Annotated in this window: 12 protein-coding genes; 9 read left to right on the top strand and 3 right to left on the bottom strand. The window is 62.8% G+C overall.

From position 1 onward, the window contains the following. Nucleotides 1–18: 18 nt before the first annotated feature. Nucleotides 19–921, bottom strand: coding sequence for a hypothetical protein (locus K1X71_14560; GenBank protein MBX7074365.1), 903 nt, complete (start codon nucleotides 919–921; stop codon nucleotides 19–21). 20 nt (nucleotides 922–941) lie between these two features. After that, entirely contained in the window at nucleotides 942–2,576 is a 1,635-nt protein-coding gene (locus tag K1X71_14555; GenBank protein MBX7074364.1) for a HEAT repeat domain-containing protein, read from the bottom strand. A 712-nt stretch (nucleotides 2,577–3,288) separates the two neighbouring features. Here K1X71_14555 and hisF point away from each other — a divergent pair. The 5 genes from hisF to K1X71_14530 all read left to right on the top strand — a co-directional run bounded on the left by hisF (nucleotide 3,289) and on the right by K1X71_14530 (nucleotide 8,550). Further along, nucleotides 3,289–4,074, top strand: coding sequence for an imidazole glycerol phosphate synthase subunit HisF (gene hisF / locus K1X71_14550; GenBank protein MBX7074363.1), 786 nt, complete (start codon nucleotides 3,289–3,291; stop codon nucleotides 4,072–4,074). 29 nt (nucleotides 4,075–4,103) lie between these two features. Continuing rightward, nucleotides 4,104–5,291, top strand: coding sequence for a PilT/PilU family type 4a pilus ATPase (locus K1X71_14545; protein ID MBX7074362.1), 1,188 nt, complete (start codon nucleotides 4,104–4,106; stop codon nucleotides 5,289–5,291). Continuing rightward, nucleotides 5,291–7,048, top strand: a complete 1,758-nt coding sequence (tadA, locus tag K1X71_14540; GenBank protein MBX7074361.1) for a Flp pilus assembly complex ATPase component TadA — start codon at nucleotides 5,291–5,293, stop codon at nucleotides 7,046–7,048. The genes K1X71_14545 and tadA overlap by 1 nt, the downstream gene beginning before the upstream one ends. Before the next feature lie 59 nt (nucleotides 7,049–7,107). Then, nucleotides 7,108–7,725 (top strand): CvpA family protein, encoded by a 618-nt coding sequence (locus K1X71_14535; GenBank protein ID MBX7074360.1) that lies wholly within the window; start codon nucleotides 7,108–7,110, stop codon nucleotides 7,723–7,725. 63 nt (nucleotides 7,726–7,788) lie between these two features. Continuing rightward, nucleotides 7,789–8,550 (top strand): DUF4190 domain-containing protein, encoded by a 762-nt coding sequence (locus K1X71_14530; protein MBX7074359.1) that lies wholly within the window; start codon nucleotides 7,789–7,791, stop codon nucleotides 8,548–8,550. A 101-nt stretch (nucleotides 8,551–8,651) separates the two neighbouring features. Here K1X71_14530 and K1X71_14525 read toward each other — a convergent pair whose 3' ends face one another. Further along, nucleotides 8,652–8,885, bottom strand: coding sequence for a hypothetical protein (locus tag K1X71_14525; protein ID MBX7074358.1), 234 nt, complete (start codon nucleotides 8,883–8,885; stop codon nucleotides 8,652–8,654). 22 nt (nucleotides 8,886–8,907) lie between these two features. Here K1X71_14525 and K1X71_14520 point away from each other — a divergent pair, with 22 nt between their 5' ends. The 4 genes from K1X71_14520 to K1X71_14505 form a co-directional block, all read left to right on the top strand. Continuing rightward, nucleotides 8,908–12,051, top strand: a complete 3,144-nt coding sequence (locus K1X71_14520) for a tetratricopeptide repeat protein (protein ID MBX7074357.1) — start codon at nucleotides 8,908–8,910, stop codon at nucleotides 12,049–12,051. A 30-nt stretch (nucleotides 12,052–12,081) separates the two neighbouring features. Further along, nucleotides 12,082–13,023, top strand: a complete 942-nt coding sequence (locus tag K1X71_14515; protein MBX7074356.1) for a MotA/TolQ/ExbB proton channel family protein — start codon at nucleotides 12,082–12,084, stop codon at nucleotides 13,021–13,023. A gap of 21 nt (nucleotides 13,024–13,044) precedes the next feature. After that, entirely contained in the window at nucleotides 13,045–13,485 is a 441-nt protein-coding gene (locus K1X71_14510; GenBank protein ID MBX7074355.1) for a biopolymer transporter ExbD, read from the top strand. After that, on the top strand, nucleotides 13,482–14,452 hold a 971-nt coding region (locus K1X71_14505), incomplete at its 3' end, for a hypothetical protein (protein ID MBX7074354.1). The genes K1X71_14510 and K1X71_14505, both read left to right, overlap by 4 nt.

Raw genomic sequence — 14,452 nt, 5'->3', positions numbered from 1 at the left:
TGGAGAGTTGGCTTTGGGTTAGAGCGGCGTTTGATCGAGCACGTAGTATTCGTAGCCGTCGGCGGCTTTGCGCACGGCGAAACGGGTGCGGCGGATTTGCCCCGGCTTTCTGCCGGCGAAGGCCACTTCGAGCTGGGCGAGACGTTGTTCGATTTCTGGCGAATAGAACTGCACGATCAGCTTGCCATCGGCCTGGACGCCGGCTTTGGAAAGCAAGCGGCGGTCGGCCTGTTTGAGGTTGCCTTGCCGCCACGACATGTAGAGACGTTTTTCCTGGTCGCCCGCGCCAGTGCGCCGCGAGGGGGCGGGGGCCGAGAGATTCGACAGGTAGGTCACTTCCTCACCGCCGACCGCCGCCAACTCGATCTTGAAGTAGTCCAATTGGCGAGCGTATTCTTCCATGGTGCCTCCCGACGCATAGTAAATTTCCCAGCGTTTGTAACGCGGAATGCCGGGGGGGCCGTCGCCGAAACCGTAGGCGACGCGGCGTCCGTCGCCTTGCAGTTTGCCGCCACCGCTTTTGACGGCCGGCGCGTCTTGCGTGACGAGTTGATCGATTTCGCTGAGCTGCGACGAGATGACGGTCGAGACTTTGCTGAGAGTGTCTTCGACCTGCGTCAGTTGCAAGTCGGTCTGTTGACCGATCTGCTCGGCATCGGGTTCGTCAAGCTCCATGCTGTCTCCTACCACGCCGTCGGGTCGACCGCCGCCGACATCTTCTATGACCACGGGAAGCGTGACCGGGATGGTGAGGACGCGGTTGCTGAGCCAGACCATCAAGAGCGCGCCGACGATCACGCCCAGCAGCATAAGCAGCGCCACCAGCAGGCTGACGACGTTATCGAAGGGGGTGGCGCGCAGCCCTTCGGACTTGGTGATCCGCGGGGGAGGGGGGGGCGTTTTTTCGGCGACTGTTGCCATGCGCGGGTCCGGCTCGCTCGTCAGCGCTCCAAGTCGGTGAGGGAGGCATCGGGGCGGATGGCGAGATACCAGTTTTTCCAGTACTCGATGGCGACCTTGCGGCCCGTCTCGTCGGCAATGACCGTGCCGGTCGAACCCGGCCGTTGGCGGCTGATGTAGCGAAGCGCCTCGAGCGCGGCGGTGACCACCTGGGTATCGGGATCGGTGAGGGCGAAGATCAGGGTGGGCACGTTATCCAGGTTGCGCGTGCGACCAAGCGCGGTGACCGCGGCCATGCGAGCCTCGGGCGAATCGGCGCCGGCGAGCTTGCGCAACTGGACCGCGTGTTGGTTGAGCACCGATTCGTCGGCGGCGGTGGCCAAGGCGTACAGCCCTTCGGCCGCCTTCACGCTCTCGGGGTTGCTGGCGTCCTCGACGAGCGACAGCAACTGCGCGGCGGGGACGTTCAGCGGGGAGGCGACGATGTCGCCGCCGCGCATCCGCAGCGCGCCATCGGTTTTTGGAACTCCGCGACCAGCCACCATCGAACCGCCCCCTAACAGGCCCGCATCGACCAGGGTTTTCTTGGTCGAGCGGACCAAGAACAGCACGCTGAACGCGGTGTCGACCTGCGCGCCCGATCCGCTGGCCCAACTGCCTGTGCCCGACTGCGATTTGAGGAGCGCTTGCGCGATGCCATCGAACCAATCGCGTGATTCAGGCTGGCCGCCGAACGCCTCGCGAAAGCTCTCGTAGCGTTCGAAGCTATACATGAAGTAGTGCAAGTACTGCGATGTGGTGGGCGCGAGTTCCCAATGATCGTTGAACCAATTGGCGCCGAGCGCTTGCGCTTCGTCGATGCGCTGGGGATCGACCTTGTCGCTGAGCCGGCCGGTCTTGCGCCGCTTCGCGCCACCGACGGGCTTGAGGGCGGCGGAGAGATTTTCGGTAGGACCCGTGGCGAGGTTGAGTCCGAGATAATCGCCGCAAAGGTAGAGGCTGGAGAGGCCGCCGGCGGTGAGGCTATGTCGGACCTCGTTCTGCGTGGTCCGCTCGAAGGTGCCGGGGTCGTTGCCTTGATAGCCGAAGCCGCCGCTGGGATCTTGTGTGCGCAAAAGCCAATTGGCGACATTCTCCCATGCGGCAAGGGGCGTATCGAAACCGGCGCGCGCTGCCTCCCAGAGGCCGAGGACGGCGTATTGCGTCATCGAGGTGTCGCCGGTTGGCAGATGGGTATATCCCCAGCCGCCGTGCCCCTTTTGGCGAGCCGCCAGTTCGTCGATCAGCGCCTTTATTTGAGGAGTGTGCGATTGGGGATCGATATTGGCCAGAAAGATGAGCGCGATGCCGAGCGAGTAGATATCTTGTTGCTTGAGCACGCCGTCGCCGTTCACATGCTGTAGCACTTCGTCGAGCTGCGATTGAACGACCGGATGCTTGTGATCGCTGGTGGCTTTGTAGGCGGCGAGTCCCATGACCGCCATACCGCCGAGCCGCTGATCTTTTGCCGAGCCGAGGAACTTCAGCGCTTTTTCAACGGCCTTTTTGACCTCCGGGCTCTCGGGCGTGAGCTCGGCATAGGCGCGCGGGAGGAAGACGCTGGCCAAGAGGCCGAGCGCCAGCGCCGAAAGCGCCTGGCGCGCAGGGAACGAACGCACCCAGCACGGACGAATCACGACATACCTCTCCCTGGGGTTGCCCTGCCGCCCGAGCGCATGTGCGCAAGCGCTGTAAGTTGGCCCGAGCAAACCCTTTCAATCGATCGTAAAGGGGCGGTACGGGTGGGTCAACTCAGATGACCGATTGGGTCAAAGTGACGCTCATTTTTGTTTGCGAACCCAGGCCAGCATGCGCTGTACGCCTTGATGGGAGAGCAATTGTTCGGGGGTGGCGTACTGTTTGCCAAGTTGCTGCTCATTGGGAATAAGATCGTGGATTCCGCTGTGGCAAAGTCGGCAAAGCGGAATCCACCGATTTAGCTGCTCTCGACTGTAACGCCGTTGGAACCAGCCGCGGCGGTGGCAGGCGCGGGGAATCAGATGATGTCGCGTGAGCGGAACGTCGCGACCGCAGAGATGGCAACGTGGTTGGGACATTTGGGGCTTTGTCGGCAACGAGTACGACGATCGATCTGCGAACGGAAGCCGCTGCGGCATTTTTCTCCCTTCCCAAGAGTGCGGCAACTGGCTTGGGTCGGGAGAATCACGACAGTTGCCGCGAATTTGAGGATCGCGTACGGCAATTCGCGCGGCGCGGCGAAACCTGATGCTGGCTCGTTGCGTCTTTAGGGTTTTGGGCTTAAAGTGATAGCTTGCCACGGCTTAGACCAATTGAGTCGAGCCAGCGACCCGCCTTCCATCGGAACAGAACAACACGCGGGCTTTGACGATGCTAGCCAAGCGCGTCATCCCTTGCCTCGACGTGAATCGAGGCCGGGTGGTGAAAGGAACGAATTTCTTGAATCTTCGCGATGCCGGCGACCCGGTGGAGGTAGCCGCGCGCTATGAGGCAGAGGGCGCCGACGAACTGGTGTTTCTGGACATTACGGCCAGCCATGAGGGACGCGACATCATCTTGGATGTGGTACGCCGTACGGCGGAAGTCATCTTTATGCCGCTGACGGTGGGGGGGGGGATTCGCACGGTCGACGACATCCGCGCCCTATTGAACGCCGGCTGCGACAAGGTGTCGATCAACTCGGCGGCGCCGCAAAACCCGCAGTTCGTGCGCGAAGCGGCGCAGCGATTTGGCAGCCAGTGCATCGTGGTGAACATCGATCCCAAGCGCGTACAGCGTGACGGGCGCGAGTTTTGGGAAGTACATATCAACGGCGGCCGCAAAGGGACGGGGCTGGAAGCCGTGGCCTGGGCGCGCGAGGTGGAACGCCTGGGAGCGGGCGAGATTGTGCTTACCTCGATGGACGCCGACGGCACCAAACAGGGCTACGATCTGGAAATCACGGCGGCGGTGAGCCGAGCGGTTTCGATACCAGTGGTGGCGAGCGGCGGAGCGGGACGTCCCGAGCACCTGGCGGACGCGATCGCGCTGGGACACGCCGACGCGGCGCTGGCGGCGAGCATCTTTCACTTTGGCGAATACACGATTACTGAAACAAAACGTATCATGCGAGAGCGCGGCATCGCCGTCCGTTTGCCGGACGAGCGCGCGGCGTAACGACACAATCGGAACAGGACGTCATTTCGATGAGCCTTGGCAGCCGACATACGAGTCACCTGGATACTCAGGACTTCAGTCTCGACGACGAGATGGCGCGCTATGGCGGCCAAAAGCGCGAGCTGGAGATCGACAAGCTGTTTCGCACGGCGGTGAAGCTGAAGGGGAGCGACCTGCATCTGAAGGTGGGCAAGGCGCCTTATCTGCGCGTCAATGGCAGCTTGCGGCCGTTGAATCGCGAGCCGATCGACGACCAGGAAATGGTGCGACTGTGCTTTCCGATGATGGACGCGCGGAACCGCAAGATTTTTGAAGAGTCAGGAGGCGCCGACTTCGCGCATGTGGTGGAGGTGGATGGCGAGAACTGGCGCTTCCGCGTGAATTTGTTGCAACAGATGGGGCATGTGGGGCTGGTGGCGCGGCGCGTGAACAACTGGATTCCCGACTTCGACGGGCTGAACCTGCCGCCGGTGATGGAGGAGTTGTGCAAGTTCGATCAAGGGATGGTGCTCTTGGCAGGGGTGACCGGTTCCGGCAAGACGACCACCATCGCCTCGATGTTGAATTGGATCAATCACAACTACCGCAAGCACATTCTGACCCTCGAAGATCCGATTGAAGTGGTGTTTTCGGAGGACAAGTGCCTGATCAACCAGCGCGAAATTGGCGCGGACGTGAAGAACTTTGAGATCGGGATGAAGCACGCGGTGCGCGAAGATCCCGACGTGATGCTGGTGGGCGAAATGCGCGATCGCGAGACGTTCTTGACGGCGATTCACGCGGCGGAAACGGGACACTTGGTGTTCGGGACGATTCACGCCTCCAGCGCGCCGACCACAATTGGCCGCATCCTCGACTTGTTTCCACAGGACATGCACCCGGCGCTGCGCAGCGCGATGGCCTTCAACATGAAGGGGATCGTGGCGCAAAAGCTATTGCCGAGCATCAAGCCGGGGGTGGGGCGGGTGCCTACGGTGGAGATCATGACGTTCAACCCCACCGTGCGCAAGCTAGTGCTGGAGGGGAACGACGAGCGCCTGCCGGACGCGATTCGGATGTGCGTGAACGAAGGGATGCAGGACTTTACGATGAGCCTCAAATCGCTGGTGGAGGCGGACTTGATCGATCGCGCGACGGCGTTTGAAGTGGCGCCGAACGTCGATTCGCTCAAGATGGCGCTGAAAGGCATTTCGGTCGCGGCCCCTGGAATTCTGTGATGCGTTGGCTGCGATGGATGATGGCGCTGGTCGCCCTGTGGTGCGTGCTCGCTCCGGCGGCGGCATGGGCGCAGAACGCGCCGCCGTTTCCGTCCGCGTACGACGGCACGGTGTCGTCGATGCCGCGCGGCGCGGGGATGTATCTCAGTTGGATCAAGATTGCCGTGGTCTGGCTGGTGATGTTGTGGTGGGTGTCGACGACAAACTGGGTGAACATCGACTGCCAGCGACATCGGCTGAGTTATGTGCTGTGGAACCCACTGGTGGTGTTTCCGTTTTTCGTGGCGTTCATCGGCGCGTTTTATATTCCGTACTTCGCCGGCGGATTGGCGCTGTTGATTTTTGCGCAAATCACGCCGCTCTTGGCGTATGTGTTTTATCGCAACGCGCGAGTGGAGCCGCACCAGAAGGTGCTGACGTCGGACCACCTGCGATTCGTCGCGGCGGAACGCCTACGGCCGTTGGGCATCAAGATCAACGCCGAGCGCAAGCGGTCGGACCAGCTTGGCGCGCCGATCACGCTGGTGGCGCATGGCGGCGCGACGCCCGCCGACGACAACGCCCGTTATTTCAACGCGCGCAACGCGCCAGGATTTGGGCCGGCCAAGGAGCTGGTGTGGGACGCGATCAGCCGGCGGGCCGAGTCGATGATGCTGGACTTTACGGCGCAGGCGATGACGATCCGGATGTTGATCGACGGTGTGTGGCACAATGGCGACTCGCGCGATCGAGAATCGGGAGACGCGATGCTGGCGGTGATCAAGACGCTGGCGGCGCTCAATCCTCAGGAGCGGCGGGCGCGACAGCAGGGGAAGTTCATTGTGCAGCACGAGAAGTTGAAATACTCGTGCGCGGTGGTGAGCCAAGGAACGCAGACTGGCGAGCGCGTGCTGGCGCAGTTTGACGATGGGAGCGCGCGGTTCAAGAAGCTGCCCGACCTGGGCATGCGCGACAAGCTGGTGGAACAGGTGCGCGAGTTGCTGGCGCAGCCCAAGGGCATCTTGATCTTTTGCGCGCCGCCGCGGGGTGGGCTGTCGGCGCTGGTGACCGCGGCATTGGGCTCTTCGGATCGCTTCACGCGCAGCTTCATGGCGGTGGAGGAGTCGAGCAAGAAGGAGCAGACGACCGAGAACGTGCCAGTGCATGAGTACACCAGCGCGAAGGGGGAGACGCCACTCACCGTGTTGCCGAAGATCGCGCGGTTGTATCCGGACGTGCTGGTGGTGCGCGAGTTGGTGAATGGCGAGGTGGTCGACTTTTTGTGCGACCAGGTCGAGGAGAATCGACTGGTGATCGGCTCGGTGCGCGCGAAGGAGGCGAACGAGGCGCTACTGCGCGTGTTGATGCTCAAGGGCTCGAAGGAGAAGTTCGCGCAGGCGGCGATCGCCGTGGTCAATCAGCGGCTGATTCGCAAATTGTGCGAGACCTGCAAAGAAGGGTATCCGCCCCCCGCGCAGGTGCTACAGCAGTTGCGCATTCCGGCTGGCAAAGTGGAGATGTTCTATCGGCCGCCGCAACAGCCAGAGCAGGTATGTCCCGATTGCGGCGGTATCGGTTACCTGGGACGGACGGCGATTTTTGAGGTGTTGGTGCTGAACGACGCGATTCGCCAGGTGCTGGCGAAGACGCCCAAGCTCGATCTGCTGCGGCAAGAAAGCCGCAAACAAGGGATGCGCGGACTGCAAGAGGAAGGCATCTTGCTGGTCGCCCGGGGGGTGACCTCGCTGCAGGAGTTGATGCGGGTGTTGAAGGAGTAGGATCGAGTTTGAGAGTGACTGGCGAATTGAGAATTGCCTAGAACCGACGAGAGTCTCCCATGAGCATGCTATTTCCGCTTGTCCTGGTGGTCATGATGATCGGCATCTTCGCGTCGATGTTGCGCGAAGGATTGTGGAGCAGCTTGCTGACGCTTATGAACACGCTGTTGGCGGCGCTTTTGGCGACGAACTTTTTCGAGGCGCTGGCGACGCTGATGACCAAATATGTGCCGAGCGGCACCATGTTTTGGGATATTGTCGCGGTCTGGGGAATCTTCGCGTTGGCGTTTTTGGTGCTGCGGGCGGCGACCGATCAGTTGTCGAAGGTGCGGGTGCGCTTCAAACGGCCGATTGATCTGGCGGGGGGATACTTCTTCGCGATTTGGACCGCCTATGTGATGATCGCATTTACGACGATGACGTTGCACACGGCTCCGCTGGGACGCAACTTTATGTGGGGTGGTTTCAAGGCGGAGAACCCGATTTTCTTTGGGCTCAAGCCCGACCGGCAGTGGCTCGGTTTTGTGCAGCTTTTGTCGCAAGGCTCGTTGTCGCGGGTGGTGGACGAGAACAATCCCGAGGCGCATGTGTTTGATCCGAAGGGAATGTTCATACCGAATTACACGACCCGCCGAGACCAGTATGAGAAGGACGATTCTTTTACCGCGGTGCAATAGGCGCCGCGCGTCGCCGATGTCGTGTTTCGTTGCGGCGGGATCGATTAGTCTTTTTGGATTCGCATGACGCCACTGCCGCTTGCCGCCGACGAACCGCAACGATCGGGCGCCGATCGCGCGGCGCGCATGTCGCCCGGCGAGGGGGACGCGTATCGGGCGGTATGCGTGCCGGCGGTGGCCGCGCTTGCGCTGGGAGTGGCGTCGCTAGCGGCATGGGCGCATTTTCTATTGTGGATCGTGCCAGTCGCGGCGGTCGCCCTGGGGATCGTGGCGCTTGCGCAGATTCGGCGGTACGCGCCCAATCTGACAGGGCGCGGTTTGGCGCTGTTGGGGATCGGCCTGGCGATCATCAACGGCGTGGGGGCGGCGACGCAAACGCTGGCGCACCGTTACGTGGTCGACACTGAGGCGCGGCGGTTGTGCGACATGTGGATTGGCGACGTGCGCGGAGGCAACCTGCGGCGCGCGCATCAAATGACGCTGATTCCCATCGCGCGATTGGAACTCGACGAAGGGCTCGAAAGCGACTACGCCGAGTTGCCTAAGCTGCAGGAGCAATTTGCCGAGTTCGCGGGTGGAGCGATCGTGCAACGACTAAAAGAATTATCGCCGGACGCGCGAATCGAGTTCGGCGAGGTGAGCGATGTGAAGCGGAGCAGCAAGTTCGAGCGCTTGGAAGTGCTGTACGACGTAATTGACCCGCGGGCGAAGGAAGAGAAGCAACGCTTTCGCATCAAATTTATCATGCATCGCATCAGCGAGCCGGGGACGGAGATCGCCTGGCGGCTCATTCCGGCAAATGTGGTGGAAAACGAGCCAAATTAGGAAGTAAATGCCGCGAATTTGAGCTGCCTGGCTTGCCACACCGCGCTTGCCACGTGAATTTGGCATTTTTCTTGAATCCGGCGCCGCCAGTCGCGAAAATCCTAAGTGCCGCGAAAGCCGTAAGTCTTTCGTAGGCCCAGGCTCTCATTGCCGCGCTGAGCCTTGTTGCCACGATGATTAAATGATCCCGCCTCGTTGCGGCAAGAGTATCCCTCGGCGAGCGAAAACTGGCATGAGAAGGCCGGATTCGGCTCGGTGAGCGGCTTGGCGGCCAGGATGGCCAACCATCGCCAGCCGGCCGGTTGGCGACGATCCTCGATCTGTTGGCAAGGCATGACTGGTTGCTATCACCCATCTTTGCGCCGCTCGATTGCGAAGGCGATCGTAGGGAGCGTGTTGCTTTGCGCCGCATGGACCTATTCGGCGCTCGCGGCCGAACCGCTGGCCGACAGCGCTGCGGCACGGGCCTATGCGGCGGCGGCGGCGCTACAGAACCGTCAACTCTATGAACTGGCCGCCGACGAATGGGGCCGGTTTTTGGAGAAGCACCCGCAGGACGCGCGGGCTGACTTGGCGCACTATTATCGCGGGGTGTGTCTGTTTCAAACGAAGCAGTATGAGCCAGCGGCCGGGGAGTTTCGGGCGGTGGTGGTTGGGCATCCCAAGTCGCAACAATTGGAGGCCGCGTATTATCAATTGGGACTAGCGCTGTATCGCCACGGCCAGGCGAACCATGCGGAAGCATACGTGCAGGCAGCCGAAGCGTTGGCGCTACTGGCGCAGAAGTTTCCGCAATCCAAGCGATTGCCCGCCGCGACGTTCTATCGGGGCGAGGCGCTTTATGGCGGCGGGGACAAGCCGGGCGCCATAGCGGAGTATGAGCGCTTCTTGAAATCGTATCCGCAGCACGAACTGGCGCCGGAGGCGCTCTATGCGTTGACTGTGTCGCAAGATGAGGTGGGGCAGGGCGCCTTGGCGGCGCAATCGGCGCGGCGATTTTTGGAAACTTACCCACAGCACCGTTTGGCCGCGGAGGTGCGGCTAAGATTGGCGCAGATATGGATTGCGGACGGCAAGGCGGTGGATGCCGAGGCGCTATTGGCCAAAGCGGCGGAGAGCGATTCGCCGCTAGCCGACTTGGCGCTGCTCAAGCAGGCCGAGTCGGTGGAATCGCGAGGCGATTGGCTCAAGGCGGCCGCGCTCTACGGCTCGTTGACCGGGCGGTTTACCAAGTCAAGGTACCGAGGAGTGGCGCAATTGGGCGCCGGGCGATCGCTGTACCGCGGAGGGGAGGCGGCCAAGGCGCGGAAGCACTTGGCGCCGCTGTTGGACGATCCGCCGCAGGCCGAGACGGCGGACGCCGCCCACTGGATGGCGCAGATCCTGCTGCAGGCCAAGCAACCAGCGGAGGCCGTGCTGTTAATCGACCGCGTTCTGCCGGGGGCGGGTCATTCTCTCGCCACAGGGCAGCTTGCGATCGATCGCGGTGACGCCTTGGCCGCTGTTGCTGAAAGGCGGCAAGAAGCGGTGGCGCAGTATTTGCAAATGGCGCGCGACTATCCGGAGCATCCGCTGGCGCCCCGGGCGCTCTATCTTGCGGCATTCACGGCGCATCAGATGGGAGATTTTGCGCGAGCCGTGGAGTTGGCGGCCGATGTCACCGGTCGATTTCCCCAGGATTCCTACGCGGCTGACGCCGGATTTGTTGCGGCGGAGAGCTTGCTGCAACTCGGCCGAAATGCAGAAGCGCGAGCGCGACTGGCGGCGCTGGTTCGCGATAATCCCAAGAACGCATCGGCGCCGCGCTGGGCGCTGCGCGAGGCGTGGGCGGCGTATCTCGACAAGCAGCCGCGCGAGGCGATTGAGCTGGTCAAATCTTGGAATGATCGCTGGGTCGACGCGGCGCAGCGGGCAGAGGCCCTTTATTTGGCCGGCATCGCGCACATCGAACTAAAGGAAACAGCAGAGGGAATCCAATCGCTGCGTGAGTCGTGGGACACGAACCGCGATTGGCGACAGGCCGATGAAGCGCTCATGGCGCTGGCGGAAGCCGAACAGAAATCGGGAGAGCTTGCCGTCGCGCGCAAAACTTTGGAAACGCTGATCGAGCGATTCGCGGAGAGCGCGCTTTTGGATCGCGCCTATCTCAAGTTGGGCGACGTGACGTTGGCGGTGGGGGACAACGCCGCGGCGCGAGCGGCCTATGAGCGGATTGTGCGCCAATGGCCGGATGGACCACAGACGCCGCTTGCGAGATTGGGATTGGGATGGACGCTTCTCAAGTTGGGCGATCACAGTCAATGTGTGACTACCGTTACGCTGCTGTTCGAGCCCGCAGCGGACGCAGCGCTGGCACGGCGGGCCCGTTACGTGCGCGCCGTCGCGAATTACGAGCTCAAGCAGTATCCGGCGGCGATTGGCGATTTGCAGTCGGTACTGGCGGCGATGCCCGAGGGGGGCGAGCGGAGCGACGCGCGCTATATGCTGGGGCTGTGCCAGTCGGCGCAAGGAGACGCGACCGGGGCGAGCGCGACTTTTGGCGCGCTGTTGGCCGATGATCCCAATTATGGGGCCGCCGATCGGGCGACCTATGAACTGGCGTGGGCGCGGCGCTCCGCGGGACAGGTCGCTGAATCGCAGCAGGCTTTCGCGACGCTGGCCGAGCGGTTTCCGCAGAGCCCCTTGGCAGGTGAGGCGCGCTTTCAGCAGGCGGAGATCGACTACGAAGCGCAGCGCTACGCCGAAGCGACAGGCGCGTATGCGAAGGCGCTTGAGCTGGCAGGCGAGGGAGAGTTGGGGGAGAAGTCGGCGCACAAGGCGGGTTGGGCCAACTTTCGGCTGGGAAAATTCGATGAAGCGCGCGAGGCTTTTGAGCGGCAACGCGCGACATGGCCCCAAGGCGCCTTGGCTGCCGACGCGAGTTTCATGTTGGGCGAAATCGCTTTCCAGCAAGAGCGCTGGGACGAGGCGCTTGCGGCGCTGGTGGCGGCGGAAGGGATGAGCGACCCGGAGTTTCGGGCCGCGGCGCTACTGCATGCGGCGCAGGCCGCCGCGCAATTGAAGGATTTTGCGCGAAGCGGCGAGTTGGCCGCCCGGTGCGCGAGCGAGTTTCCGAAATCGGCGCGTCTGCCGGACGCGATCTATGCACAAGGCTGGGCAGCGCAGAATCAGGACCAGAGCGATGCGGCGCTGGCGCTATACCAACAAGTGATTGACGCGACCGATGCGGAAATCGCGGCGCAGGCGCGTTTCATGATGGGTGAGATACAGTTCGCGCGAGGTCAGCACGCCGAAGCGGTGCGCGATTTTTTCAAGGTGGCCTATGGATACCGCCATGCCAAATGGCAGGCGGCGGCGCATTACGAAGCGGGGCGTTGCTTCGAGGTTCTGCAGAAGCAAGATCAGGCGCGCAAGTCGTATCAAGAGGTCGTCGACAAGTTTCCGCAGAGCGAACAGGCGGCGGCGGCCCGCGAGCGATTGTCGGCATTGGCGGCTGGTTAACACGGTGGAACAGAGAGATTCATGGCGATCATGAACCCATTACGCAGAGTGAGCGGAACAATCGTTTTGTTGTGCGCGCTATTAGGCGTTACACGCGCACAGGAGCCTGCCGCCGCAGGCGCCGAAACGCCGCCCGCCGACGCGGCACAGGCCGAAGCGCTGGCCAACGCGGCGCTGTCGGCTCCGGCCGACGCGGCGGCCCCGCCGGCGGCAAAGATCGTCCCTCAGGAGCGGCTGAACGCGCTCGATCTGTTCTTTGCGGGGGGCATTTTGATGTATCCGATCACGCTGGTGTCGATCGTGGTGCTGGCCTGCACCATCGAACGCGGGCTGGCGCGGCGGCGTCGCCGCGTGGCGCCGCGACGACTACTGAAGGAGCTGCGCGAGTTGACGCACGCGCCCGGAGGGCTCGATCCCAGGCTGGCGTATCGCATGTGCGAAGCGAAGCCGAATTCGGCCAGCCGCGTCGTGCGCGCGGCGCTGCTCAAGGTGGGGCATCCGTCGAGCGAGATACGCATGGCGGTGCAAGACACCCTGCAGCGCGAGGCGAATCGGCTTTATCGCGGCGTGCGACCCATCACACTGGCGATCACGGTGGCGCCGCTATTGGGCCTATTGGGCACGGTGCAAGGAATGATCATGGCGTTCTTCGTGACGTCGGTGAGCCCGGCCGGCGTGAATAAATCGCAGAGCCTGGCCGAGGGAATCTACACGGCGCTGGTGACGACCTTTGCGGGGCTGTGCGTGGCGATCCCGGCCGCGGTGATCGCCCACTGGTTTGAGGGGCGAATTCAGAATCTGCTGGGAGATGTCGAGGAGTTCGTTGATTCGCTGTTGCCCGAGCTAGAGCGATTTGAGGGGAAAGTGCGGGTTGGCAAGCGCGAGCCGCCAACGGCTGCGCACGCCGAGCCGCCACGCGTGGCGCCGGAAACAGTGGTTCCGCGGCGCCGGCGCGCGGCGACGCCGGAGTAGTCACGCGCCACGGAGATTGCCATGCCAGTTCGCATCCAAAAAGGGCGTGTGCTCGACGCGCTGAATCTGACGCCGTTGATCGACGTGGTGTTTTTGTTGTTGATATTCTTTTTGGTGGCGACGACCTTTCAGGAAGAAAGTTTGGTAATGGACGTCGTGCTGCCGGAGGCGAGCGAGGCGAAGCCGTTGATCTCGCGGCCACGTGAGTTGGTGGTGAACGTGGATCAGGTCGGGCGTTGGCACATGCACGGCCGCGAACTAGGAGAAGCCGAGCTATTGGCCGCGCTGCAACAGGCGGAGACCAACAATCCGGGACGGCAAACCGTGCTGATCCGAGCGGACAAGCGCTGCCGGTGGGAATATGTGGTGGGGGTGATGAATCTCTGCAATCGCGCGCAGATTCGCGACTATCGCGTAAGCACTGCGGCGAACACGGACACTACGACGACTCCATCGAAATGACGCGCCGCGCGAGGGAAATTGGCGACGACTACCTGGCGGTGTGGCCGCTTGCCGGCACAATCCTGGGGTTGGCCGGGCTGGCGGCGGGCATTGTGGTCGCGCGGAGCCGGTTCGACGATCCGCGTCTGCTGCATCACGGCGGAGTTCGACTGGCGGCGATTGGCGCAATCGTCGTCGTGCTGCTGATTGGTCTGGCGGCGCTGCGCGGACGGCTGTTGCTGCGGCTGCAATTGGCGCTCATGGCCAGCTTGTTGGCTCATCTGGCGCTGATGTTCTTTTTGCAGGAGCAGTATCTGGCGTTCACGTCGTGGGGGAACTTGCGACAGCCATTGGAGTGGACCGACGCGGCGGCTTTAACAGGTCGCCCGACAATGCCCGACTATCGGTTTGACGATGCTGGCGAGGTCGTGAGCGATTCGGCGCTGGCCGAGCCGGTGGAGGCCGCGATTGTCGAATTGCCATCGGCGCCATCGCGTGCGGAAAGCGCTGACGCCCTAACTGTGGTGGCGCCGCCGGAGTTGACGCCGCCGACGATTGAGGCGCAGCAAGCGTTGCCGCCCCCCGCGCCGCCTGAGCAGGCAGAGGTCGAGCCGATCGACTTTGCTCGGGCGGAATTGCCGGCGCGACAATTGGAAGCTCTGCCCGACGCAGAGGAGGCGCCGATCGAGGCGCCGACTGCCGACGAGCTTGCAAATCAGAAGGTTGTGGCGCCGCATGCGGAGGCTCAGTCGTTGGACGCGAGAACCGTGGCGCCCGCGCTGCCGTTAGCAACCAGCCCGATCGCTAGTGCCGAGTCGATGGAAGCGCATGGTAGCGCGGCTGCGGCCCCGGTCTTGATAGCGCCAGTAGTGAACGGCGCTGAGGGCTTAGCGACGCTTGGCGGCGCAGCGCGTACCTCCGCGGAGATACCGCGGGCGGAGATCGGCAAGGCCGCCGCCGAAACCGTGTTGTCGGTGGAAGCGCCCGA

The sequence above is a fragment of the Pirellulales bacterium genome (assembly GCA_019694455.1).
GTDB lineage: Bacteria > Planctomycetota > Planctomycetia > Pirellulales > JAEUIK01 > JAIBBY01.
Note: the sequence above shows the minus strand (reverse complement) of the source record. Positions and strands in the feature narration are given on the sequence as shown.

What these genes read in the sequence shown, in the direction of transcription:
- K1X71_14535 (MBX7074360.1), top strand. Translation starts at nt 7,108, where the DNA reads ATGAGCATGCTATTTCCGCTTGTCCTGGTGGTCATGATGATCGGCATC.
- K1X71_14515 (MBX7074356.1), top strand. Translation starts at nt 12,082, where the DNA reads ATGAACCCATTACGCAGAGTGAGCGGAACAATCGTTTTGTTGTGCGCG.
- K1X71_14510 (MBX7074355.1), top strand. Translation starts at nt 13,045, where the DNA reads ATGCCAGTTCGCATCCAAAAAGGGCGTGTGCTCGACGCGCTGAATCTG.
- K1X71_14560 (MBX7074365.1), bottom strand. Translation starts at nt 921, where the DNA reads ATGGCAACAGTCGCCGAAAAAACGCCCCCCCCTCCCCCGCGGATCACC.
- K1X71_14525 (MBX7074358.1), bottom strand. Translation starts at nt 8,885, where the DNA reads ATGCCTTGCCAACAGATCGAGGATCGTCGCCAACCGGCCGGCTGGCGA.
- tadA (MBX7074361.1), top strand. Translation starts at nt 5,291, where the DNA reads ATGCGTTGGCTGCGATGGATGATGGCGCTGGTCGCCCTGTGGTGCGTG.
- K1X71_14530 (MBX7074359.1), top strand. Translation starts at nt 7,789, where the DNA reads ATGACGCCACTGCCGCTTGCCGCCGACGAACCGCAACGATCGGGCGCC.
- K1X71_14545 (MBX7074362.1), top strand. Translation starts at nt 4,104, where the DNA reads ATGAGCCTTGGCAGCCGACATACGAGTCACCTGGATACTCAGGACTTC.
- hisF (MBX7074363.1), top strand. Translation starts at nt 3,289, where the DNA reads ATGCTAGCCAAGCGCGTCATCCCTTGCCTCGACGTGAATCGAGGCCGG.